The organism is Aquihabitans sp. McL0605, assembly GCF_049993875.1.
Lineage (GTDB): Bacteria > Actinomycetota > Acidimicrobiia > Acidimicrobiales > Iamiaceae > Aquihabitans.
The window spans coordinates 1,304,991-1,327,397 of sequence record NZ_CP188252.1; the positions used below are offsets into that span (position 1 = coordinate 1,304,991).

The 22,407-nt window shown below is 72.0% G+C and carries 21 protein-coding genes; 3 read left to right on the forward strand and 18 right to left on the reverse strand.

What is annotated here, in order from left to right; all coding sequences use genetic code 11:
- Nucleotides 1-41 precede the first annotated feature (41 nt).
- From ACPPVX_RS05875 to ACPPVX_RS05890, 4 genes are all read right to left on the reverse strand, one after another.
- Complete coding sequence (locus ACPPVX_RS05875) at nucleotides 42-1,319, reverse strand: RNA polymerase sigma factor (RefSeq protein WP_426573966.1); 1,278 nt, start codon at nucleotides 1,317-1,319, stop codon at nucleotides 42-44.
- A gap of 10 nt (nucleotides 1,320-1,329) precedes the next feature.
- Nucleotides 1,330-1,689, reverse strand: a complete 360-nt coding sequence (locus ACPPVX_RS05880; RefSeq protein WP_426573967.1) for a YciI family protein — start codon at nucleotides 1,687-1,689, stop codon at nucleotides 1,330-1,332.
- Between the two features lie 126 nt (nucleotides 1,690-1,815).
- On the reverse strand, nucleotides 1,816-4,425 hold the full coding sequence (rph, locus tag ACPPVX_RS05885; protein WP_426573968.1) for a rifamycin-inactivating phosphotransferase: 2,610 nt from the start codon (nucleotides 4,423-4,425) through the stop codon (nucleotides 1,816-1,818).
- Nucleotides 4,426-4,610: 185 nt separating this feature from the next.
- The gene (locus tag ACPPVX_RS05890; protein WP_426573969.1) at nucleotides 4,611-5,417 is read right to left on the reverse strand and encodes a polysaccharide deacetylase family protein; all 807 of its coding nucleotides are present in this window, start codon (nucleotides 5,415-5,417) and stop codon (nucleotides 4,611-4,613) included.
- 123 nt (nucleotides 5,418-5,540) lie between these two features.
- On the opposite strand from ACPPVX_RS05890, the gene ACPPVX_RS05895 reads away from it, so the two are divergent.
- Nucleotides 5,541-6,323, forward strand: coding sequence for an enoyl-CoA hydratase-related protein (locus ACPPVX_RS05895; RefSeq protein WP_426573970.1), 783 nt, complete (start codon nucleotides 5,541-5,543; stop codon nucleotides 6,321-6,323).
- On the opposite strand, the gene ACPPVX_RS05900 is transcribed toward ACPPVX_RS05895, so the two are convergent.
- The 3 genes from ACPPVX_RS05900 to ACPPVX_RS05910 are packed head-to-tail and all read right to left on the reverse strand — an operon-like array spanning nucleotide 6,320 to nucleotide 8,710.
- The gene (locus tag ACPPVX_RS05900) at nucleotides 6,320-7,036 is read right to left on the reverse strand and encodes a DinB family protein (RefSeq protein WP_426573971.1); all 717 of its coding nucleotides are present in this window, start codon (nucleotides 7,034-7,036) and stop codon (nucleotides 6,320-6,322) included. The genes ACPPVX_RS05895 and ACPPVX_RS05900 overlap by 4 nt on opposite strands.
- Nucleotides 7,037-7,078: 42 nt before the next feature.
- Entirely contained in the window at nucleotides 7,079-7,933 is an 855-nt protein-coding gene (locus tag ACPPVX_RS05905; protein WP_426573972.1) for an acyl-CoA thioesterase domain-containing protein, read from the reverse strand.
- Between the two features lie 42 nt (nucleotides 7,934-7,975).
- A complete protein-coding gene (locus tag ACPPVX_RS05910; RefSeq protein WP_426573973.1) occupies nucleotides 7,976-8,710 on the reverse strand; it encodes an SDR family NAD(P)-dependent oxidoreductase in 735 nt (244 codons plus the stop codon).
- Nucleotides 8,711-8,872: 162 nt separating this feature from the next.
- On the opposite strand from ACPPVX_RS05910, the gene ACPPVX_RS05915 reads away from it, so the two are divergent.
- On the forward strand, nucleotides 8,873-10,513 hold the full coding sequence (locus ACPPVX_RS05915) for an AMP-binding protein (RefSeq protein WP_426573974.1): 1,641 nt from the start codon (nucleotides 8,873-8,875) through the stop codon (nucleotides 10,511-10,513).
- Here ACPPVX_RS05915 and ACPPVX_RS05920 read toward each other — a convergent pair.
- The 11 genes from ACPPVX_RS05920 to ACPPVX_RS05970 all read right to left on the reverse strand — a co-directional run bounded on the left by ACPPVX_RS05920 (nucleotide 10,486) and on the right by ACPPVX_RS05970 (nucleotide 21,388).
- Nucleotides 10,486-10,863 carry a hypothetical protein gene (locus ACPPVX_RS05920; protein ID WP_426573975.1) on the reverse strand — a complete coding sequence of 126 codons (378 nt, stop codon included), beginning with the start codon at nucleotides 10,861-10,863 and terminating at the stop codon, nucleotides 10,486-10,488. The two genes, ACPPVX_RS05915 and ACPPVX_RS05920, sit on opposite strands and share 28 nt — an antisense overlap.
- 29 nt (nucleotides 10,864-10,892) lie before the next feature.
- On the reverse strand, nucleotides 10,893-11,594 hold the full coding sequence (locus ACPPVX_RS05925) for an ABC transporter ATP-binding protein (protein WP_426573976.1): 702 nt from the start codon (nucleotides 11,592-11,594) through the stop codon (nucleotides 10,893-10,895).
- Nucleotides 11,591-12,361, reverse strand: coding sequence for an ABC transporter ATP-binding protein (locus ACPPVX_RS05930; protein WP_426573977.1), 771 nt, complete (start codon nucleotides 12,359-12,361; stop codon nucleotides 11,591-11,593). Before ACPPVX_RS05930 ends, ACPPVX_RS05925 begins: the two co-directional genes overlap by 4 nt.
- Nucleotides 12,306-14,540, reverse strand: coding sequence for an ABC transporter permease (locus ACPPVX_RS05935; RefSeq protein ID WP_426573978.1), 2,235 nt, complete (start codon nucleotides 14,538-14,540; stop codon nucleotides 12,306-12,308). The genes ACPPVX_RS05930 and ACPPVX_RS05935 overlap by 56 nt, the downstream gene beginning before the upstream one ends.
- 10 nt (nucleotides 14,541-14,550) lie before the next feature.
- Nucleotides 14,551-15,912 (reverse strand): ABC transporter substrate-binding protein, encoded by a 1,362-nt coding sequence (locus tag ACPPVX_RS05940; RefSeq protein ID WP_426573979.1) that lies wholly within the window; start codon nucleotides 15,910-15,912, stop codon nucleotides 14,551-14,553.
- 204 nt (nucleotides 15,913-16,116) lie between these two features.
- Nucleotides 16,117-17,262, reverse strand: a complete 1,146-nt coding sequence (locus ACPPVX_RS05945) for a phosphotransferase (RefSeq protein ID WP_426573980.1) — start codon at nucleotides 17,260-17,262, stop codon at nucleotides 16,117-16,119.
- Nucleotides 17,263-17,310: 48 nt separating this feature from the next.
- Nucleotides 17,311-18,456, reverse strand: coding sequence for a thiolase family protein (locus ACPPVX_RS05950; RefSeq protein ID WP_426573981.1), 1,146 nt, complete (start codon nucleotides 18,454-18,456; stop codon nucleotides 17,311-17,313).
- Between the two features lie 10 nt (nucleotides 18,457-18,466).
- Nucleotides 18,467-18,889, reverse strand: a complete 423-nt coding sequence (locus tag ACPPVX_RS05955; protein WP_426573982.1) for a Zn-ribbon domain-containing OB-fold protein — start codon at nucleotides 18,887-18,889, stop codon at nucleotides 18,467-18,469.
- A gap of 47 nt (nucleotides 18,890-18,936) precedes the next feature.
- Complete coding sequence (locus tag ACPPVX_RS05960; RefSeq protein ID WP_426573983.1) at nucleotides 18,937-19,743, reverse strand: SDR family oxidoreductase; 807 nt, start codon at nucleotides 19,741-19,743, stop codon at nucleotides 18,937-18,939.
- 33 nt (nucleotides 19,744-19,776) lie between these two features.
- Nucleotides 19,777-20,607: a PaaI family thioesterase gene (locus tag ACPPVX_RS05965; protein WP_426573984.1), complete on the reverse strand. Its 831-nt coding sequence runs from the start codon at nucleotides 20,605-20,607 to the stop codon at nucleotides 19,777-19,779.
- 10 nt (nucleotides 20,608-20,617) lie between these two features.
- A complete protein-coding gene (locus ACPPVX_RS05970; RefSeq protein ID WP_426573985.1) occupies nucleotides 20,618-21,388 on the reverse strand; it encodes an SDR family NAD(P)-dependent oxidoreductase in 771 nt (256 codons plus the stop codon).
- A gap of 116 nt (nucleotides 21,389-21,504) precedes the next feature.
- Here ACPPVX_RS05970 and ACPPVX_RS05975 point away from each other — a divergent pair, with 116 nt between their 5' ends.
- A complete protein-coding gene (locus tag ACPPVX_RS05975; RefSeq protein WP_426573986.1) occupies nucleotides 21,505-22,374 on the forward strand; it encodes an SMP-30/gluconolactonase/LRE family protein in 870 nt (289 codons plus the stop codon).
- Nucleotides 22,375-22,407: the final 33 nt, after the last annotated feature.

A 22,407-nucleotide genomic window follows, 5' to 3' on the forward strand; every position in this document is an offset into this window, starting at 1 on the left:
CGCCGGATCCCCACACCGACCGGGGTCAGGAGGGTCGGGGGTCAGGAGGGCGGGGCGGAGCGGGGCGGAGCGGAGCGGGCGGCGCGGTTGCGCTGGCCGGTGAGGAAGCCGGCTTCGACGGGGTTCGCCGTCAGGCCGATCGCGGTGTCGTAGGCGGCGACGGCCTGGGTCGGCTGCCCGCTGCGGGCGAGCAGGTCGGCCCGGGCCGCGTGGTACGGCTGGTAGCCCTCGAGACGGGGGCGGTCGATGCCGTCGAGGGCGGCCAGGCCGGCGGCGGGGCCCTGGTGCTCGCCGATCGCGACGGCTCGGTTCAGCTGCACGATCGGATCGGGGCGCCGCTCGGCGAGCTGGTCGTACAGGGCGACGATCTGACCCCAGTCGGTGGCGGCGGCGGTGGGGGCATCGGCGTGCACGGCGGCGATGGCGGCCTGGATCTGGAGGGGGCCGGGCTGGTTGCGGCGCAGGCAGGCACGCACGAGGCCGTGGCCCTCGCCGATCAGGGCGCGGTCCCACCGGCTGCGGTCCTGGTCGACCAGGCGGACCAGGGTGCCGTCGGCGTCGGTGCGGGCGGGGCGGCGGGCCTCGGTGAGCAGCATGAGGGCGAGCAGGCCCGCCGCCTCGGGCTCATCGGGCATCAGGTCGACGAGGACCCGGCCGAGCCGGATGGCCTCGGCCCCGAGATCCGTCCTCGTCAGGTCGGGGCCCGAGGTGGCGGTGTGGCCTTCGGTGAAGACCAGGTAGATCGCGGCGAGCACGGCACCGAGCCGGTCCGGGAGCTCGGCAGGGCCGGGGATGCGGTACGACGCGTGGTTGTCGCGGAGCTTGCGCTTCGCTCGCACGATCCGCTGGGCGATCGTCGCCTCGGGGACGACGAACGCATGGGCGATCTCGACGGTGTCGAGGCCGCCGAGGAGCCGCAGGGTGAGCGCCACCTGGGCATCGGCGCTCAAGGCGGGGTGGCAGCAGAGGAAGAGGAGGCGGAGCTGGTCGTCGGCGACGATGTCGACGAGCGCGTCGAGCTCGTCGAGCTCGGGGTTCGGGTCGGTCCCGCTGGCGGCCTGGAGGTGGTGGGCATCGCGGTGGCGCTGATCGCGACCGGCCTCGCGGCGGATCCGGTCGATCGCCCGGTTGCGGGCGGTGACGGTGATCCATCCGCCTGGGTTGGGCGGGGTGCCGTCGACCGGCCAGCGCGCCGCGGCGATCGCCAGGGCCTCGGCCACCGCGTCCTCGGCGAGGTCGATGTCGCCGAGGACGCGGACCAAGGTGGCGGTCACCGGTCCGGCCTCCCGCCGGAACACGTCGGTGAGGTCGTCGGTCATCCGCGCCCGGTCACGCCGGGGCGTCGTGGAAGGGGCGAACCTCGATGGGCTGCTCGCACGCAGCCGTCGCCCGTCCGGCCCAGTCGAGCGCGGCGTCGAAGTCGGGTGCATCGATCACCCAGAAGCCGGCCATCTGCTCCTTGGTCTCGGCGTAGGGGCCATCGGTCATGGACACGCCGGTGGCGGCCGACCGGAGCACGGTGGCCGAGGTGGTCGGCTGGAGCCCGCCGGCGAACACCCAGACGCCGGCCTCGATCATCTCCTCGTTGAGCGCAGAGACCTGGGCGGCCTTGCGCTGCTCGTCGGCGCTCTCGGTGTCGAGGTCGCCGTAGTCCTCGTCGAACCAGACGGTCATCAGGAAGTGGGCCATGGTGGGATTCTGCTTTCTCGGGACGGGCTGGGCTCGTGTGGGGACCACCGGGTGCGATCCCTCTGCCCTGTCCACGAACGAGACCCCCGGAATCGACACCCCCTCCACCACCTTGTCGAACGGGGGTCAGGGCAGGAGCTCGACGAAGCCGTCGGAGCCGTGGACGCGGATGCGCTGGCCGTCGCGGATGCGCTCGGTCGCCCGCTCCACGCCCACCACGGCGGGCAGGCCGTACTCGCGGGCGATGACCGCGCCGTGGGTCATGAGCCCGCCGACCTCGGTGACCAGGCCGGCGACGGCCACGAACAGCGCCGACCAGCTGGGATCGGTGTAGGGCGTGACGAGGATGTCGCCGGGATCGAGGTCGGCGTCGCCGATGTCGTGGACCACGCGGGCGCGGCCCTCGATCGTCCCGGCCGACACCGCCAGGCCCACCAGGGCCCCCTCGGGCACGTCGTCACGTCGGTACCGGCCCGGCACGGCCTCACCGTCGGAGGTGAGGACCCGAGGAGCGCTGAGCCGGGCGTAGGACGCGAACGCCTCCTTGCGATCGGCGAGGAGCCCATCGTCCACCGGGGTGCCCGCCGCCACCGTGCGCAGCTCCGGGATCGACAGGTAGGAGATGTCCTCGGCTGCCGGGACGAGGCCGGCGTCGACGAGGCGACCGGCCTCCTCCAGCAGGGCCTTCCGGTAGACGGCGTACCGGCTCACCAGGCCGTACTTCGGGTACTCGCGGTACCCGGCGAACGTCCGCACCCGGTCGATCATCGCCTTGGTCTCCTCGGCCTTCCGCTCGCCGTCGGGCTGGGCGCGGAGGCGGGCCAGGACGTCGAGCTCCTTCGCCCGCGCCTCCTCGAGCCCGCGCTCGAAGCGCCGGCCGCCTTCGCCGGCCTCGAAGGTGCGCACGTTCACCAGGATCACGGGCACCAGCAGGGTCGGGCGCTCGCTCCACCGCGGGCGGCTGATGTCGATCTCGCCGACGCACCGCATGCCGTAACGGGAGAGGAACGCCACGATCGCGTCGCGGGCACCGGTCCCACCGGGGAGGCCGGGCAGCTCGTCGAGGAAGGTGTCGTCGTCGGTCCGCTCGGCCCGCTCGAGGACGGCGACCACGTCGGGGTGGGGGCGGACCGCGTCGGCCACGTCGAGCAGGTCGAGGCCCATCTGGGACGTGATGTTGTGGGGCACCGACTGGGTGAGCGTGTCGGTCGCGCTCCTCTCGCCCAACCACTCCCCCAGGTGGTCGTTCAGCCACCAGGTGGCCTCCATGCCGGCCATGATCGCCGCCATGTTCTGCGAAGCGAACATCTCGGCTCGGCGCGAGACGAGGTCGGCCTCGATGAAGTCGATCAGCTCGGGGCCCTGCTTCGTCCGGATCTCGCGGGCCACCGCGGCGATGGACGCCTGGGTGAGGGCGATCAGGTCGGCGACGATCGCCGGGTCGGTGGCGATGGGCTCCGACGGGCCGCCGAGCGGTGGGCCGACCGGAGGGGCAGCCGGGTCGTCCACGGGGGCCGGGAGGAAGCCGTCCCGGTCGACGATGGTCTGCAGGGCGTCGCCGATCAACGGGTCGGAGGTGCCGAGGCCGTGCACGGTGCCGGGGCGCGTCGCCGGCGAGGCCAGCAGGCCGGTGACGTCGACGAAGAGCCGCCCGCCCGCGATGTGCATCGGCCGGGGTGCCGTCAGCTGCCACACCGACAGCCCCAGGGGCTTCATGGGGTCGGTCATCATCTGCTGGTGGCCCACGGACACGTAGACGTGGTTCTCGCCGTCGTCGGACGGGGGGATGGGGAACAGCGTGGTGATCGGCCGGCTCTGGACCACCTGGAAGCCGCCGTCGACCAGGCACCACTCGATGTCCTGGGGGTGACCGAAGTGCGCCTCGATCCGGCGACCCAGGGCCACCAGCTCGAGGACCTGGGCGCGGGTCAGCGCCGCCTGGTCCTGCTGGGCGGTGTCGGTGGACTGCTCCTCGGTGCCTCCCGATGCCACGGCCCGCGTGGCGAGCTGCTTGGCGCCGATCGCCTCGGCGATGACCTCGCCGTCTCGCACCGTGTACGTGTCGGGCTCCACCAGACCCGACACCAGGGCCTCGCCCAGGCCGAAGCCGGCTTCCACCGTGGCGACCCGCCGGTTGCCCGACACGGGGTCGGCGGTGAACAGGATCCCCGATGCCTGCGGGGCCACCAGCTGCTGCACGACCACCGCCATGCGGACCTGCTGGTGGTCGATCCCGTTGCGCACGCGGTAGGTCACCGCTCGATCGGTGTAGAGCGAGGCCCAGCAGCGGCGGACGTGCCCGATCACCGCGTCCGAGCCGGTGAGGTTCAGGTACGTGTCGTGCTGGCCGGCGAACGACGCGGTCGGCAGGTCCTCGGCGGTCGCGCTCGATCGCACGGCGACGGCGCTTCCCTGGCCGAGCGCGGCGACGGCGCCGGCGATCGCGGCGGCGAGGTCGTCGGGGATGGCGACCGCGTCGATGGCGGCCCGGACCTCGGCGGCGGCGGCGGTCCCCTGCGGGTCGCCGGGCTGCAGGCCCGACAGGCGATCGATCCGGTCGGCGATCCGGCGGTCCCTGGTCACGACCTGGTCGAACGCCTCGGTGGTCACGCAGAAGCCGGCGGGCACGTGGATGCCCTCGATGCGGCCGAGCTCGCCGAGGTTCGCCCCCTTGCCGCCGACCGCCGCGACCTGCCCGCGATCGATCTCCCCGAAGGTCCGTACGCAGCTGCTCATCCCCATGTCCACCTTCCGACCCCAGGGCCCTCTGTCGATGCCGTCGACCCCATCGGGGCGGTCGACGGCGTTCAGTGTCAGCACAGGTCGGTCGCTTGCGGCAAGCCCCCCACCCCCGGGTACGGTGGGTCCTGGCGGAGGATGAGCGAGGCGGACGGGCCCGCGGATCGGCCTGAGCGCGGCCCTCAGCGCCGGTCGCTCGAGGTGGCCAGGGCCATCAGCTCGGTGAGGGTGGCGAAGCGGTACCCGCCCTCTCGGCATGCCGTCAGGAACGGGTCGAGGGCGGCGACCGATCGTTCGCGCCGGCGCTCGAGGCCGGCGAGATCCTCTCGGCCGTCGGTGCCGTCGTGGAGCAGGAAGATCCGACCGGGCGCCAACGACCGCCCCAGGTCGCGAGCGATGGGTCCGGGTTCGTGGTCGTGCAGGTCGTGGGCCGCTTCAGACCACATCGCGACCGTCTCGCCCAGCGAGGTGGCGGTGCGGAGGATGCCACCGGTGAGGACGCCGCGAGGTGACCGGAACCACTGCGGCGGTGCGCCGGTCATCGCCTCGATCGTGTTCGCGCCGCGGACGATGTCGCGGGCGACGTCGTCCTCGCTCACGTCCGCCTCCCTCTGGTGCGACCAGGTGTGGTTGCCGATCTCGTGGCCCGCCTCGCTCGTTCGCCGCAGGAGGTCGGGATGACGTCGAGCCGCCTTGCCCACGACGAAGAAGGTGGCTCGGGCGTCGTGCGCGGCCAGGACCTCGAGGACCCGCGGCGTGAGCCGAGGATGAGGGCCGTCGTCGAACGTGAGCGCCACCGCGCGGTGCTCGGTCGACACGGACCACACCACCTTGGCGATCCCGTGGAACTCCTGACCCAGCTCCGCACGCTCCCGCCGGTGGTCCTCCTCGACGTGATCCACCAACCTCGTCGCTTCGAACGATGCCAGCCCGACCGCGGCGACCGCGGCCCCGACCCCACCGCGTCGGAGGAACGCCCGTCGATCCATGCCCTCAACGTACCGGCGCGCGCTCCGATCCGATCGTCGCGCCGTCCGGCGCGCGCCCCACCGAGATCGACGAGATACATCTATAGGTATACTGGATGCCCTCACCGACCGAAGGACCAGTAGATGCCCGACACCGAGCCCACCCTCGTACGCGAGCAGCGAGGTGCTGTCCTCGTCCTGCGCCTGAACCGCCCCGAGGCGCGCAACGCCTTCGACATGGCGCTCCTGTCGCAGTTCGGCGACGCGATCGTCGAGGCCGAGGACGACCCGGGCATCCGCGCCGTCGTGCTCACCGGGACCGGCGATCGGGCGTTCTGCGCGGGCATGGACCTGGCCGCGTTCGCCTCCGGCGACAAGCCGACCGAGGCCCAGAAGGCCGGCCTCCGGGTGTTCGGGCGGTTCACCCAGGGCGACGTGTCGGTACCGATCGTCGCCGCCATCAACGCCACCGCGGTGGCCGGCGGGTTCGAGCTGATGATGGGCTGCGATGTGGTGGTCGCCTCGTCGGAGGCCAGGTTCGGCCTGCCCGAGGTGAAGCGGGGGCTGTTCGCCGCCGGCGGAGGGATCATGCTCGCCACCCGCATCCCCCAGGCCACCGCGCTGGAGCTGGCCCTGACCGGCGACTACATCGACGCCGAGCGCGCCCAGGCCCTGGGCCTGGTCAACCAGGTCGTGGCTCCGGCCGACGTGCTGGACGCGGCCATCGCGCTGGCCGAGCGCATCGCCCGCAACGGCCCCCTCGCCCTCCAGGCCACCAAGGAGCTGGTCCGCCTGGCGGTCACCGACGCCGCGGCCGCGCTGGCGAAGCAGGGCGAGTGGCAGCCGCGGATCTGGGCCAGCGACGATGCCAAGGAAGGGGCCACCGCGTTCGTCGAGAAGCGCGAGCCGGTCTGGAAGGGCCGCTAGGCGGTCTCGTCCTCGGCGAGGATCGAGAGGTCGCGGTTGGCGTACTGGTCGTGCCACCACTCCTCCCGGAAGATGACCTGCAGGCAGTAGCGGAGGGTGGTGGTGCCGCCGTTCGGTGAGGCCACCTCGCGGCCGAGCGCCGCCTCGTCGAGCCCGCCGATCACGGCCGCCACCCGGTCCATGCGATCCCGGCGGGCCGCGAGGACCTCGTCGAGCGTCGGCTGCGCATCGACGTCGAACCGCCCCGGCACCACCTCGTCGAGCTCCTCGTTGGGTCGACCGAGGCGGTGGAACGCGTCCGGCTCCCCCTGCACCGGGCCGGTGATCCAGCGGTCGGTGGCGTACAGGAGGTGGCGCAGCGTGTCGAGGTACGACCACTCCCCGCCCACCGACACGTCGAGCAGCTCGGGCGGGAGCGAGCGCGCCCGCTCGGCGGTCGCGGCCGCGATGTCCTCGACCTTCGCCCACGCCACGTGCATCCCCGCCACGTGCTCGGGTCGCAGCAGCAACCGTTCCGGATGGCGGCGATCGAGCTCGTCCTCCACGTAGCCGGTCACGTCGATGCCGTTCACGGTGAGGCCGTGGAGCGCGCCGGAGATGTCGACGTCGACCAGCCAGGCATCGCTGATCGTGACGTTCGAGAGGTCGACGCCGTGGAACCGGGCGCCGGTGAAGTCGGCCTCGGTGAAGCGCTCGCCCCGGTGGTCCTCCATGCCGCCTGTGCTACTCCCCGACCCGGGGACCGGCAACCCGATCTACTCGTCGGCGACGACGCGCCCGAGCGCCGGGGTCTCGGAGATGTCGACCTGGCGCTGGGCGTTGGCCAGGGCGATCACGATGGTGGAGCCGATCGGGCCGAGCTCGTCGTACAGGGTGGCCGAGCCGACGGCGATGCCGTCCGCGCTGATGTGGTCGGCGGCCTCGACGCCGATCTCGAGCCCGACCGGCAGCCGGGTGAGCGCGAGCGTGAGGTCGGCGTTGATGTACCCCACGCCGTGCGTGCCCCAGTTGGTCATCATGCTGGTGATCTCGCCGCTCATCGCCGCCCGGGTGAACGGTGACGGCTCCTCGCCCAGCACGAGCTGCGGCATGCGGGTCCACATCCGCTTGCGGGCGGCGCCCTGGTGATCGGCGATCGACGGCGTCCAGCCCGGACCGTCGTCGCCGCTGCCGAACCAGGGGGCGACGAGCTGCCCGGCGGCCGCGCGGGCCTCGGCGCTCGGACCGGTGAGGCGGTGCGGGCTGGTCCACACCTCGCCGGGAGGCGCGACCGACGAGCGCAGGAGCACGAGCGAGGCCCGGGCCACCGTCTCGCCGTCCTGCACGAGCTCGGCGTCGGCCACCCGGATGCGCCGGCCCTCGCGGACGAGCCGGGTGGAGATCGTCAGGTGCCGCGACCGGACCGGCCGGAAGAGGTCGACGGTCAGGCGGCTGGGGACGAACCCCTCGGCGTGGTGCTGGCGGTCGAGCCCTCGGGCGATGATGCCGCACACCGCGGGGCCGGTGACCATGTCGTCGGACCACCGGCTGCGCGACGCGGGCTGCGGGGTGAAGCCGTCGCCATCGGCAGCGAAGAAGGCCACGGGCGGCGGGGCGGGAGCATCGGGCACCGCTCCGATCTACCACACCCCCATCGTCAGCCTCTTCCCCCGCTAAGCCAGCTTGGCGGTCCAGCCGCCGTCGACCGGGATGATCGCCCCGGTCATGAACGACGCCCGGTCCGAGGCCACGAAGGCGGCCACCTCGGCCACCTCGTGGGCCTGGCCCACCCGGTTGAAGACCGACTTCTCGGGGATGCCGGGGAGGTCCTCGGCGCCGGCCGACATGCCGGTGACGATGAAGCCCGGGCAGATGGCGTTGATGCGGATGCCGTGCTCGCCGTTCTCGATGGCCGCCACCTTGGTGGCGCCGATGACCGCGTGCTTGGCCATCGTGTAGGCGCCCGTCCAGCCGGCGCCGTTCATGCCGCCCACCGACGAGAAGTTGATGATCGACCCCCCGCCGGTCTTCTGCATGGCCTGGATGCCGTACTTCATGCCGAGCACCACGCCCCGCAGGTCGACGTCGAGGATGCGGTCGTAGTGCTCCATGGTCATCTCGCTCATGAGCAGGGCGTCGGCGATGCCGGCCACGTTCATCAAGATGTCGAGCCGGCCGAACTCGTCGACGGCGGTGGCGATCATCGCCTCCACCTCAGCCTCCTTGCTCACGTCGCACTGGACCGGGCGCACGCCGGCGCCGACCTCGGCCGCGGTGTCGTCCTGGCGGCCCGTGATGTCGACCGCCACGACGGTGGCGCCCTCGCGGACGAACACGTCGACCGACGCCTTGCCCATCCCCGAGCCCGCGCCCGTGATCACCGCCACCTTGCCGTCGAGCAACCCCATCCTGCGCCTCCTGCATCCGCGCCCACCCAAGTGAGCGATCACTTTGTTAGCGGCACCGTACCGCCTCTCGCCAGGCCTCGTGGCCGCCATCGATCCGGTGGCCGGTCGGGGCCGCAGGCTTCCACCAGCACCGACCGCCGGCGGTGGCTAGAACGTCACCTCATGGAGCTGCACCCGGCGACGCTGTGGGAAGCGCTGAGCGATGCCCACGGCGATCGCGCCGCCATCGTCCAGGGCCCTCGCCGGACGACCTGGCGCGAGCTCGAGGACCGCGCCGCCCGCCTGGCCACCGTCCTGCTCGACGGCGGCGTCACCCCGGGCGCCAAGGTGGGCCTGCTGCTCCACAACAGCCCCGAGTACATCGAGGCCTACTTCGCAGCGCTCAAGATCCGGGCGGTGCCGTTCAACATCAACTGGCGCTACACCGCCCACGAGATCGCCTACCTGCTCGAGAACGCCGACGCCGACGCCCTGGTGCTCCACGCCTCGCTCGGCGACGTGGCCGCCGAGGCGGTCGCCGCCGCCGGGCGCCCCGGGCTCCTCCTCGAGGTCGACGACCCGCACCCACCCGGTCCTGGCGTAGATCGTCGCCGCCCGGCGACGGGGATCCACGCCGGGACGAGGGGGTACGAGGCGGCCATCGCCGCGGCGGAGCCGGCGGCCCGGATCGAGCGCAGCCCCGACGACGTGGCCATGACCTACACCGGGGGCACCACGGGCATGCCCAAGGGCGTGGTGGCCGCGGTGGGCCCGCCGCTCGCCGGGCTGCTCCAGACCGTGCCCCCGCTGATCCGCATGGCACCGGTCCCGATCGACGAGGTCCCCGCCGCGGTGGCGGGCGTCGAGGAGTGGGTGGTGTCGATCCCGGCGTCGCCGCTCATGCACGGCACCGGGCTGGGCATCGGCGTGCTGCCCGCCCTGGCCACCGGCGGGACCATCGTGCTGCTGACCGACCGGCACTTCGACGCCGCCGAGCTGTGGGACACGGTGGTGCGCGAGCGGGTCAACGCCATCACCATCGTGGGCGATCCGTTCGCCCGGCCGCTCCTGGCCGAGCTGCGGGCCCACCCGGGCCGAGACCTGAGCAGCGTGCGCATCATCTCGTCGGCCGGGGCCATGTTCTCCGCCGAGGTGAAGGCCGGGATCCTCGAGCACCTGCCGAACGCCCTGGTCATGGACATCATCGCCGCCACCGAGGGCTCGATGGGCACGTCGTTCACCAGCGCCACCTCCCCCGTCGGCACCGGCCGGTTCCACCCGGCGCCCGGCGTCCTCGTGCTCGCCGACGACGACCGGGTCATCGAGGCCGGCTCCGGCGAGATCGGCCTGGTGGCCGTGCCGGGCGGAGCCGACGGCTACTACAAGGACGACGCCAAGACGGCCGCCACCTTCCGCACGATCGACGGGCAGCGCTACGCCATCCCCGGCGACTGCGCCACCGTCGACGCCGACGGGCTGATCACCCTGCTGGGCCGGGGCTCGTCGTGCATCAACACCGCCGGGGAGAAGGTGTACCCCGAGGAGGTGGAGGAGGTCCTCAAGACCCATCCCGGCGTCGAGGACGCGCTGGTCTTCGGCATCGACGACGAGCGCTTCGGCCAGCGGGTGGCCGCCGTCGTCTCCCGGGCGAACGGCTCCACCGACGGCGTCGACGCCATCCTGGCGGCCGCCCACGAGCAGCTGGCGTCGTTCAAGGTCCCCCGTGAGCTGGTGATCGTGGGGGCGGTGCCCCGCACCCAGGTCGGCAAGGCGGACTACCCCACCGCACGCCGGCTCTACACCGCGGGCTCGCCCGAGTCCTGACCGCCCGCCGCTGGTGCGCCCGGCGCCGCGCCGCGGACGAGCTGCTCCTGCTGGTGGATGAGGCGGGCCATCCAGAACCGGAGGAACTCGGCGAGGGAGTAGCGCACGAACAGGGCCACGCCGGTCAGCGTCACGGAGATCCCGATGAGGGCGATGATCATCGCGTCGCGCTGGTCGAGGGGGTTGTCGGTGTTGTGCGAGAGGGCGTATCCGACGATGCCGAGCACGATCCCGGCGGGCATGAGGAACGCACCGAGCCGCAGCAGGAACGAGTCGCGGCCCGCGGCTTTGACGCGGATGGCGGCGATGTCGGCCAGGAACTGGTCGGTATCGGTCGGGCTGGTTGCCATGGGTGCTTCCTCCGGGATGGTTCGGACGGTCAGGCCGTGCCGAGGTACGCGTTTCGCAGTTCTTCGCGGATGAGGGCTGACGTGCCTGAGGCGGTGACCCGGCCGTGGCTGATGATGACGGCGTGGTCGGCGAACTTGAGGACGGCCTCGGCGAACTGCTCGACGATCAAGATGGCGACGCCGGTGTCGGCGAGCTTGCCGACGGCGGTGAGCAGCTCGTTGACGACGAGGGGGGCCAGGCCCATCGACAGCTCGTCGAGCAGGAGCAGCGATGGGCGGGTGCTGACCGCACGGGCGACGGCCAGCATCTGCTGCTCGCCGCCTGACATGGTCCCGGCGGTCTGGGTGCGGCGGTCCTCGAGCCGGGGGAAGTAGGAGTAGGCGGCTTCCTCGATGGCGGATCGGCTCATCCCGCGGTGGGTCATCATCCAGAGGTTCTCGCGCACGGTGAGGTTGGGGAACACGCCGCGGCCTTCGGGGATGGTGCAGAGCCCGGCGCGGGCGAGGTCGCTGGCGGCGGCGCCGTTCATGCGCCGCCCGCCGACGAGGAGGTCGCCGCGGGTGGGCTCGAGCTCGCCGGAGATGACGCGCATGAGGGTGGTCTTGCCGGCGCCGTTGGGTCCGAGCGCGGCGACCACCTCGCCGGGGGCGATGGTGAGGTCGATGCCGTGGAGCACCTCGATCTCGTCGTAGGCGGCGTGGATGTCGCGGAGCTGGAGGAGCGGGGTCATGCGACGTCGATCTCCTCGGTGCCGAGGTAGGCGGCGATGACCGCTGGGTCGTTGCGGACCTCAGCGGGTGTGCCCGACGCGATGAGCTGCCCGAAGTCGAGCACGTTGATCGTGGAGCAGACCGCCATCACGAGCTGCACGTCGTGCTCGACGAGCAGGATGCCCGTGCCGTCAGCGGCGATCTGCTGGAGGAGGTCCTTGAAGTGCTCGGTCTCCTGCTGGTCCTGGCCGGAGGCGGGCTCGTCGAGCAGCACGAGCTTGGGCTGGGTGGCCAGCGCCCGGCCGAGCTCGACGAGGCGGGCCTGGCCGGTGGGCACGTTCTGGGCGCGGACGTCGGCGAGGTGGGTGATGCCGAGCAGGTCGAGGATGCGGGCGGCGCACTCGGTGGGCCGTTCGTCGGTGCCCTTGCGCTTGGCGGCGAGCGCGATGTTCTCGGTGACCGTGAGGGTGCTGAAGAGCTGGAGCTGCTGGAAGGTGCGGGCCAGGCCCAGGCGGCCGCGGCGGTGGGGCGGAAGGCCGGTGATGTCGGTGCCGTCGAGGCGGACGCGGCCCCTCGCGTTGGGGGCGCCGAGGCCGGTGATCGTGTTGAACAGGGTGGTCTTGCCGGCACCGTTGGGGCCGATCAGCCCGGTGATCTCCCCGGACGCGGCGGTGAGGGAGACGTTGCTGAGCGCGAGCTGGCCGCCGAAGCGGACGGTGACGCCGTCGACCTCAAGCACGGGCACCGGCCTGGATCCGGCGGTTCGCGGCGACGAGGTCGAGGGCATCGTCGAGGGCGGCGACGTCGGTGGGACGGAACGGCTCGGTCAGGCCCAGCAGCTCGGGCGGGGCGTGGAGGCCGTCCTCGCGGGCGTCGTGGTGGCCCTCGGCCTCGACGACGAGCGAGTGGACCGTGCCCGCCCCGGCCTCGTCATCGGCGAGCGACACGGAGGCGCCGGCGCGGCGGGCGGCGATGACCGGTGCGGCGATCAGCGCCACGAGCGTGAGCGCCAGGTAGGGGCCGTTGCTGTAGGTGTCGGCGATCCGCAGCCCCCAGATGGCGACGAGCACGACCAGCAGCCCGACCAGGACCGGCACGTCGCGCTTCACCCGGGCGCTGGCGGGGCGCAGGTCGGCGGAGAGCCCGTTGGGGTTCTTGCCCAGGCCCACGCCGGCGAAGCCCAGGAGCATGTACTGCCAGCGGGCGAACTGCGGGAAGATCGATGCCATCACCGACGAGCCGAGGAAGACGCCGACGAAGATCGGGGCGCCGACCGAGCTGATCCCGCCGATCACCATGGTCATGAGGATCGACAGCCCGGCGACGAGGCCGAAGGTGGTGCTGCTGGCCGGCTCCGACCCGGCGATGATCGCCCCGCCCACCCCGGCGATCGCGCCCGAGAACGCGAACACGGCGATCTTGGTGGCCTTCACGTTGATGCCGCACGAGGCCACCGCGGCGGGGCCTTCCTTCACCGCGATCAGCCGATCGCCGAACGTGCTGCGCCGGACCGCCACCACCACCACGAGCAGCACGGCGAACACGACCGACGAGTACACGAAGTACGCGGTGGGGCCCGTCAGGTCGATGCCCAAGAAGTGCGGTCGCACCACCGGCAGCGTGCCGTTCGGGAACAGGAACACCGAGTGGTGCCCCACCGAGAACTCCGGCAGCGAGAACAGCCACCGGTCGCAGATCACCGTGAACGCGGCGGTGGTCAGGGCGATGTAGATCCCCTCGAGCCGGATCGCCGGCAGGGCCACCAGCACGCCGACCAGCCCGGCGATCAACGCCGCCCACACCAGACCGAGCGGGTTGTGCCAACCCAGGTGGGTGTACGCGAGCGCCCCCATCCCCGCGAACGTGAGCTGCGACAGCGACAGCTGCCCGCACAGGCCGATCAGCGGCACCATCGACAGGCCCACCAGAGCGAGCCCCCACACCTTCCCGGCCGAGACCAGACCGCTGTCCGACAGCAGCGGCGCCACCATCGCCGTCACCGCGATCACCGCCGCGGCCAGCCCGAGCGACCCGCCCCAGCTCGGCTTCACCGCGATCTCACGGGTCCGCACCACCGACTTCAACCGGCCCGCCGGCAGGACCAGCAGCACGATGAACAGCAGGATCGCCGGGATGGCATCGACCAGGCCCCGCACATAGGGCTGGGCGGTGGCGGACAGGTCGGGCAGGTAGCCCACCGCGTAGTCGTGGACCAGACCCAAGATGATCGCACCCAGGAACGTCAGCGGCAGGCTCCGCAACCGGCCGAACACCGCGGCCCCGTACGCGTTGATGATCAGCAGCGTCAACGGCACCGCGGAGAGCGTGAGCGTCGGCGCGATCAAGATCCCCGACAGCGCGGCCAGCGAGAAGCCCAGCGCCCAGGCGAGCATGGCGCTGCGCTCCGGGCGGGCCCCGTTCAGCGCGGCGAGCGGCCGGTTGTCGACCGCGGCCCGCATGGCCACGCCGGCGCGGGCCCGGTACAGCAGCAGCCGCAGACCGACCGCCACCAGCGCCGCGGTGGCCAGCGACACCAGCTGGTACCACGGGATCAGGACCCCACCGATGTCGAGCACGTGGCCCTGGAAGAACTGGCGCATCGGCCGCCCCACGCTCGGGCTCCACACGTACACCGCCGCACCGAGCAGCCCGAGGAGCAGCGCGATCGTCACCACCAGCCGGGTCGTCTCCGACGTCCCCTCCAGCCGGCGCATGATCGCCCGCTCCCACGCCGCCCCCGCCAGCGGCCCCGCCACCAGCAGCACCACGACGAGCGCGACCGGCGTCGACCAGCCCCAGTCGTAGTGGAGCTGCCAGTACAGGAACGCCGCCACCATCCCGATCGCCCCGTGGGCGAAGTTGAACGTCCCCGTCGTCGTGTACGTCAGCACCAGGCCGCTGGCAGCCACCGCATAGATCGCCGCGGTGGCGAGCCCGCCGACGGTCAGGCTGAGGAACTGGTGCACGAGACCCTCCCTACGAGGTCGGGATCCGGTTGGCAGCGTCGCAGTTGAAGATGCCGTCGGTCGGCTTCGTCAGCTTCTCGTCGATCTTGAACCCATCGGGGGTGGCATCGAGGATCACCGTGCAGAGCGGGCCCTCGGGCTTGCCCACGCTGATGGTCCCAGGGGCGATCAGGCCGCCCGCATCCCACTTCCCGGCGTTGGCAGCCTTGTCCATGACGCAGTTGCGGGTGAGGTCGGAACCGCAGGCCTTCGCCGACTGGGCGAACAGGAGCCACGCCGACCACGACTGGGCGGAGAGCGCCTTCGGGTCCTTGCTCCACCCCGGCTTGGAGGCGTCCATGGCGTCGAGGAACTGCTGCGTGGGGGGATTGTCGGCCGCTCCCTCGAACGGGTAGATGTAGCTCTCCACGTACGTGGGCACGTCGGCGAGCGCATCGTTGCCCTTGATGAGCGTGCTCGAGTAGGCGCCGGGACCGTTGATCATCATCTTCGGCTTGAACCCGGTGTCGGCGAACGAGTTCATGAACGGCACCAGGTAGTCGGCGATGTGCTGGAACTCGAGCACCTGGGCGCCGCCCGACTTCATCGGCTCGATGTAGGGCCGCCAGTTGTCGACGGTGCCGGGCGGGGGCGGGGTGGCTCCCGTCGAGACCGTGTGGTAGCCCAGGGCCGCCTTCAGGGCCTCGGGGTACTTGACCGAGTTGGGCTTGGTGTCGGTGCCCTCGGTGCCCACCAGGAAGGCGAACTTCTTGATGCCCTCGGGGAGCTGCTCCTTGGCCATGTTGTAGACCCGGCCGTAGGGCAGGTAGCCGGCGTAGTCGCCGAAGATCGGCATCACCTGGAGCTTGGCCTCCTGCGCCGCCGGATCACCGGTGAACGCCGGGATCTGCGGGAGCCCGCAGGCGACGCGGGGCGCGGCGAGCGGACCGTCGAGGCCGGACGCGCCGCCGACGAGCATGAAGTCGGTGCCGCAGGCCTCGGTGATGCGCTGCTGGCCCTCGACGAGCTTGGTGTCGTGCACGGTGAGCTCGATCTTGCGGCCGTTGATGCCGCCGGCGGCGTTGCACCACTTCACGAACGCCTGGGACGAGTCGACCAGCTCGCCGAGCAGGCCGGGGATGATCGTGTTGCCGGCATCGGTCATGGTGCCGATCTTGATGCTGTCGTCGGACACGCCCTGATCGCCCGAGCCCTTGGCATCGCCGGGACCGCACACGGCCTCGTCCATGGTGCCGAACTGGCCGGCCTTCGTGCCGGTGCCGTCGGAGCTCGACGGTGCCGTCGTGGTCGTCGCGGACGCGCCCTCGTCCTCGCTGGCGCTGTGACCCCCGCACCCGGCCGCCACCAGGGCGAGGGCGATGCCGAGCGCCACGAGCCTCGAGCGGAGGTGGCGAGACGCCACGGATCGTCCGGGATGACCGTCCATACGTTCTGTTCCCCTTGCCCCTACGCCTGTGACCTCCGTCTCAGGCACGCGCCAACCTATCGTTTTTCAACATCGACGTCAATGTTTTATCTAGAGGTTTGGCGAGGGACGGATGCCTGGCAGGAGCAGCGATCCCGATCTCGACACCGGTCAGATGCGGCCGTCGCGCCCGATCTGCGCCAGCAGGTCGAACGTGGCGAGCCGCGCCATGGCGGCCACCACGCGATCGACGCCGACCTGCGAGATCTCCGCCGGCTGCATCCGATCAGATGTGCCCGCGGTGACGACGGCGGAGACGTACATGTCCGATGCCGACGCCCGGTAGCGGTCCCACGTCTGGTCGCCGTCGAGGTCGATCCCGTGGCCCGCCAGCCGTGCCGCGTACCGGTCGACGAGGCCGCGCTCGATCGGTTCCAGGACCGCAGGGTCGACCGACGAGATCGCGAAGTAGCTCACATCGCGGATCCCGGGCCACGTCATGGTGGCCTGCCAGTCGAGGAAGCCCGGGGTGGTGCCCTCGAAGAAGAGGTTGCCGAAGTGCGTGTCGCCGTGGCAGAGCGTCTGCGGCTCCCCGGCCCAGAACGCGTCGATCGCCTCCTTCTGCTCGAACACGATCCGGCTGGCGCGCTGCATCTCGGCCGGGATGACCTCGGCGTTGCGGCCCTTCAGCTTCCCGAGCACCTTCCCGACGAAGACGTTGCCGAGCTTCTCCGCGGCCGCGCCGCGCGAGCGCAGGGGCGCCAGGTCGCCGTCGATGCGGTCCGAGCGCCAGAAGGCGGCATGCAGGTCGGCGAGGGCGTCGACCACCGAGGCGGCCTCCTCGGCGCTGGCCGGTTCGCGGATGTCGCGGAACACCGCGGTGGACGACAGGTCCTCGAGGACCATGAGGTTGCGCCCGCGGCGGGCGTCGAGCTCGGCCCCGAAGCACCGCGGCACGCGGAGCGGGACGTCGTCGGCGATCGCCGAGTAGAAGAGCAGCTCGCGGGTGCCCAGCGCGAAGACGCTCATCATCACCCGCTGCGTCGGGCTCTTGGGCGTGAGCTTCAGGAACAGCGTCTCGGGCAGGTCGGCCTCGGGGGCGGCGTCGATCGCGATGCGGACGCGGCCGGCGGTGCCGTGGTGCTCATCGAGCACGCGCACCGACCGGATCGACCCGGCGGGTCGCCCCGTGATCCGCTCGAGCACCGCGGTGGTGACATCGCTCCCGCGGTCGGGCAGCGTGCTCCTGTCGGGCAGCACGCGGTCGAGCCCGACCCGGCCGAGCTCCTTGCCGACCAGGGCGAGCGACGAGAGCATGCGGTGACCCCTTGGGCTGGGTGGACGGGCGGGCCCGGTGCGGGTGGGCTACTTCGTGACGATGGAGACGCCGGCGGTGCCAGGGGCGCCGTACAGCTGGGCGTACCCGACCTTCGGCGAGCCCGGCACCTGCCGGTCGCCGGCGGTGCCGCGCAGCTGGTGCACCAGCTCGTGGATCTGGCGGAGGCCGCTCGCCCCGATGGGCTCGCCGTTGGCGATGAGCCCGCCATCGGTGTTGACCGGGAGCGGACCGCCGATCTCCGTCGCGCCCTCGGCGACCAGCTTCTCCTGGTCGCCGTCGGCGCAGAACCCGTTCTCGGCCATGTGGATGACCTCGGCGCCGGCATCGGTGTCCTGCAGCTGGATCACGTCGACGTCTTCGGGGCCGATCCCGGCCATCTCGTAGGCGGCCTTCGACGCGTACGCGGTGGGGGCCGCGTCCTGCTCGACCGCGGCCCACGATGCGTGGACCTCGAAGGCGCCGTAGCGGCGGGTCCGCAGCGTGGTGGCCTTGAGGTAGATCGGCGTCGACGTGTACTTCTTCGCCAGGTCGGCCCGGCACAGCACGACCGCGGCGGCACCTTCGTCGGGCGAGCAGAACATGTAGTGGGTGAGCGGGTAGTTGAGCATCCGCGATGCCAGGATCTCCTCCTCGGAGATCGGCTTGCGGCGGAAGGCGTTGGGGTTCAGCACGCCGTTGCGGTAGTTCTTGGCCGCCACCTTGGCCAGGGTCTCGTGGCTGATCCCGTGGTCGTGCATGTAGCGGTTGATCTTCATGGCGAAGAACTTGGTGGTGAGGAAGTGGCCCACCTCGCCGTACCAGGTGGGGGCGCCGTAGTCGACGGGGTCGGACGTGAACGCGCCGGTGGCGTGCTTGTCCATCCCGACCGCCACGCCGATGTCGTACTGCCCCGAGCGGATGCCGTCGGCGGTCAGCTGGAGGGCGGTGGCCGCGGTGGCGCAGCCGTTGTACACGTCCATGAACGGGATGCCGGTGAGCCCGAGACGACCGGTCACGGCATCGGGGTTGTCCACCTCGAAGCTGCCGCCGAACGCGAACTGCACGTCCTTCCACTCCACGCCCGCATCGACGAGGGCGGCGCGGATGGCGTCGGCCCCCATGTCGATCGCCGACTTGGGTCCGAACCGGCCGAAGGGGTGGAGGCCGACCCCGATGATCGCCACATCGTCCATCGTCATCTCCTCAACCCACCGGCTCGAAGGCGAACGTCATGATCTCGGTGCCGTCGGGATCGGACCGGAAGGGCACGATCACCAACCGGACCTCCATGCCGATCCGGAGCTGCTCGGGATCGGCCTCGGTCAGGCGGGCCTCGACCCGGATCTCGTCACCGAGCTGGACCAGCCCCACGCCGAAGGGCTGGAAGGTCTCGTTCGTCTCGCCCCCGAGGTAGGGCTCCTTGGGGAGGAAGCCCTGGGTGGTGAAGGTCCACAGGGTGCCCTGGCGCGGCAGGAGGTGGCGGGCCATCTCGAGCGAACCGCAACGGGGGCACGACCCCTGCGAGGGGAACGTGTGGGCGGCGCACTGCTCGCACCGGCTGCCGATCAGCTGGGGCTCGTCGGCCGGCCACGTGAAGACGTCTTCCGCGAACGCGATCTGGCTCATCTGACGGAGGGTACACCACCAATTGACATCGACGTCGAGATTGAGAGTCAGCCCTCGGCCGGGGGGAGCCGAGGGGCCGTGATCGCGGCGACGGCGCCTCCGTCGACCAGCACGTCGGTGCCCGTGAGGGCGCTGGCGGCCGGCGACACCAGGAACTGGGCGACCGCGGCCACCTCGTCGGCGGCGATCACCCGCGCCAGGGCGCTGCCTTCGACCATCTGGGCCATCGCCGGCTGGGCGGCGTCCTCGGCGCGCCCCATCGGGGTGTCGATGATCCCCGGCGAGAGCGACAGCAACCGGGCGCCGCGAGCACCCCAGGCTCCCGCCTCGCGGCGGACGAGGCGCAGCAGGCCCCGCTTGCTGTACCCGTACGCCAGCCCCGGCTCATCGACGTCGACACCCGCGGCGACGAGGTCGTCGAAGAACGAACCGGCCAGCGGCCGATCGAGGATGGCGTCGACCGCTGGGTCGTCGGGGAAGAAGTGCCCGGCCATCGAGGCGAACAGCAGGCCCACCGTGCCCGGGCCGGCGACGGGCTCGAAGACGGCCAGCAGGCGGGCGGGGGCGATGATGTCGACCTCGAAGATCTTGCGCCCGGGCGCCATCGTCGGCGACAGGCCCGCGGTGAGCACGAGCGCGCCGAGCTCCCCCGCCGCCGATGCGACCGCCGCGAGGTCGGCGCCGTCCGTGATGTCACCGCCCATGGCCTGGGCACCGAGCTCGGCCGCCAGGCGCTGGGCACCCTCGAGGTCCCGGTCGACCAGCAGGAGGCGGCGGTCCGGGGTGGCGATGCGGCGCGCCAGCGCCTCACCCATCCCCGAGGCGGCCCCGATCACCACATCGGTCACGGTCATGTCGTCACGTCCTTCGTTCGTCGTGCGGAAGCCTCAGCACCCGATCGCGCCAGCATCGCCCACGGCCGCGGCAGCCGGTGCTGCGAGCGCGGCGCCGCCGCGGAAGCAGCGGGTGGTGGCCAAGACGGCCAGGACCTCGTCGCGCCCGCCGTCGGTGATCTCCACCTCGGCCAGATCCCCCACCACCTGGGCGGTGGCGATGGCCGGCCCGACCCGGACCGACCGGAGGTAGCGGAGGGTCATAGAGGCCAGCGTGGCCCCCGGCCGGTCGGCCAGCGAGGCCTCCTCGGCCAGCAGGGCGAGGAGGCCTCCGTTGAGCGTGCCCGAGGCGTTGCTGCGCTCGGGCGAGAAGTCGATGGCGAACGTGCCGGGCGAGACCTGCTCGCACCCGGTCCGCTCGGCGAACGGCACGGTGAGCGGACCGCGCGGCTCGGCCATCACGGCCACCAGGTCGTCGAGGTCGCCAGGGATCACGAGCGCCGGGTCGCGCGCCACGACGAACAGCCCCGTGCCGCTCCCGAAGCTGCGGCCGGTCTCGTCGCGCAGATCGACGGTGGACACCACCGAGCCGGCTCCGGCCTTCACGAGGCGGGCGACGGCGTGGACCTCGGCCAGGTTCGCCGGGGGCTCGTGGAGGTCGACGTCGAGGTGGAGGGTGACCGGCACCCGCGGCTGGATCACCCCGACCGCGAGCAGCCCGGCGAGCATGTCGACCCACGTGGCCAGGATCGACATCCGCAGCACCGAGGTGCCGGGCACCAGCATCTCGGGCCGGATGCGCGCCGACCCGTGCAGCTCGTCGCCGCGTCGGCTCACGGCGAAGCCGAGCTCGCTGAGCACGTGCGCCGCCGGGTCGCGGTCCATGCCCGCTCCGCTACTTCGGGGGGAAGCGCAGGGCGCCGTCGAGCCGGATGTTCTCACCGTTGAGGTAGTCGTTCCGGACGATCGACTCGACCAGGTAGGCGAACTCCGACGGCTTGCCCATGCGCTTGGGGAAGATGATGTTCTTGGTCAGCTCGGCCTTCATCTCCTCGGGCGCCCCCTCCATCATCGGGGTGCCCATGGTGCCGGGAGCGATGGCGCAGACCCGCACGCCGATGGGCGCCATGTCGCGAGCCATCGGCAGGGTCATGCCCAAGATGGCCGCCTTGGCGGCGGCGTAGGCGAGCTGGCCGGTCTGGCCCTCGAGGCCGGCGATCGACGCGGTGTTGACGATCACGCCGCGCTGGCCGCCGTCGTCGGGCTCGTGGGTGGACATGGCCGAAGCCGCGAGCCGGGTCACGTTGAACGTGCCGAACGCGTTCATCGCCATGGTGTCGAGGAAGCCCTGCTTGTCGTGCGGCACGCCGCCGCGACCGACCGTGCGCCAGGCGCCGGTGCCGCCGCCGGCCACGTTGACCACGATCGACAGCGAGCCCAGCTCTTCGGCCGCGGCGATGGCGGCCGCCACGACGTCGTCGTCGTTGGCGTCGCCGCCGACGCCGATGGCCTTGGGGCCGAGCTCCTTGGCGAGCGCCTCGGCCCGGTCGGCGGCCCAGTCGAAGACGACCACCCCGAGCCCCAGGCTCACGAGGTGGCGGACGGTGGCGCTGCCGAGCCCTCCTGCCCCTCCGGTAACGATGGCCGAACGACCTTCGAGCTCCATGCCGTGGTCTCCTCAGGTGAGCGCCGGTGGCGCAGCGGGCGTCGCGGGCAGCGACGGCAGGACCCTAGCTGCTGCTCTAATATCGACGTCAAGGTCAAAGATCTTCGAGGAGCCCGGTGGACGATCAGGTCGAGGTGCTCTACGAGGGGCTCGACTTCGGCGAGGGCCCGCGCTGGCACGACGACCGCCTCTGGGTGTCGGACTTCTTCGCCCACCGCGTGCTGTCGCTCTCGGCGGACGGCCTGCCGCGCGTCGAGGCCGAGCTCGACGACCAGCCCAGCGGCCTCGGATGGCTGCCCTCGGGTGACCTGCTGGTGGTGGCCATGCGCTCGCGCCAGGTGCGGCGGATTGCCCCCGACGGCACCGTCTCGGTGCACGCCGACCTCTCGCACGTGGCCGCCGGCCAGGCCAACGACATGGTCGTCGACGCCGCCGGCAACGCGTACGTGGGCAACTTCGGGTACGACGCCGAGGCCGGCGAGACGGTGCGGCCCGCCGCCCTCGCGCTCGTCCGCCCCGACGGCACGGTCGAGGTGGCCGCCCGCGACCTGGAGTTCCCCAACGGTTCCGTGATCACGCCCGACGGGCGGACCCTGATCGTCGGTGAGTCGAAGGGCCGCCGCTACTGCGCGTTCACGATCCTCGACGACGCCACGCTCACCGACCGGCGGGTGTGGGCGGAGGTGCCCGGCTCGGCCCCAGACGGGTGTGCGCTCGACGCGGACGGCGCCATCTGGATGGCCGACGCCCTCGGATCGGGGTGCCTGCGCGTCCACCGCGGCGGGACGATCACCCACCGGATCGAGGCGAGCCAGACGGTCTTCGCCTGCGCGCTGGGCGGCCCCGAGGGACGCACCCTGCACCTGATCACGGCGCCGCGGTACGGCGAGGACGCCTGCACCGGCACGGGGCTCGGCCGCGTCGAGACCATCCGCGTCGACGTGCCCGGAGCCGCCGCACCACGCCGAGGCCCCGACCCGCGCTGAGGGCAGCGCGCGGGCCTTCACCCGTGGCCATTG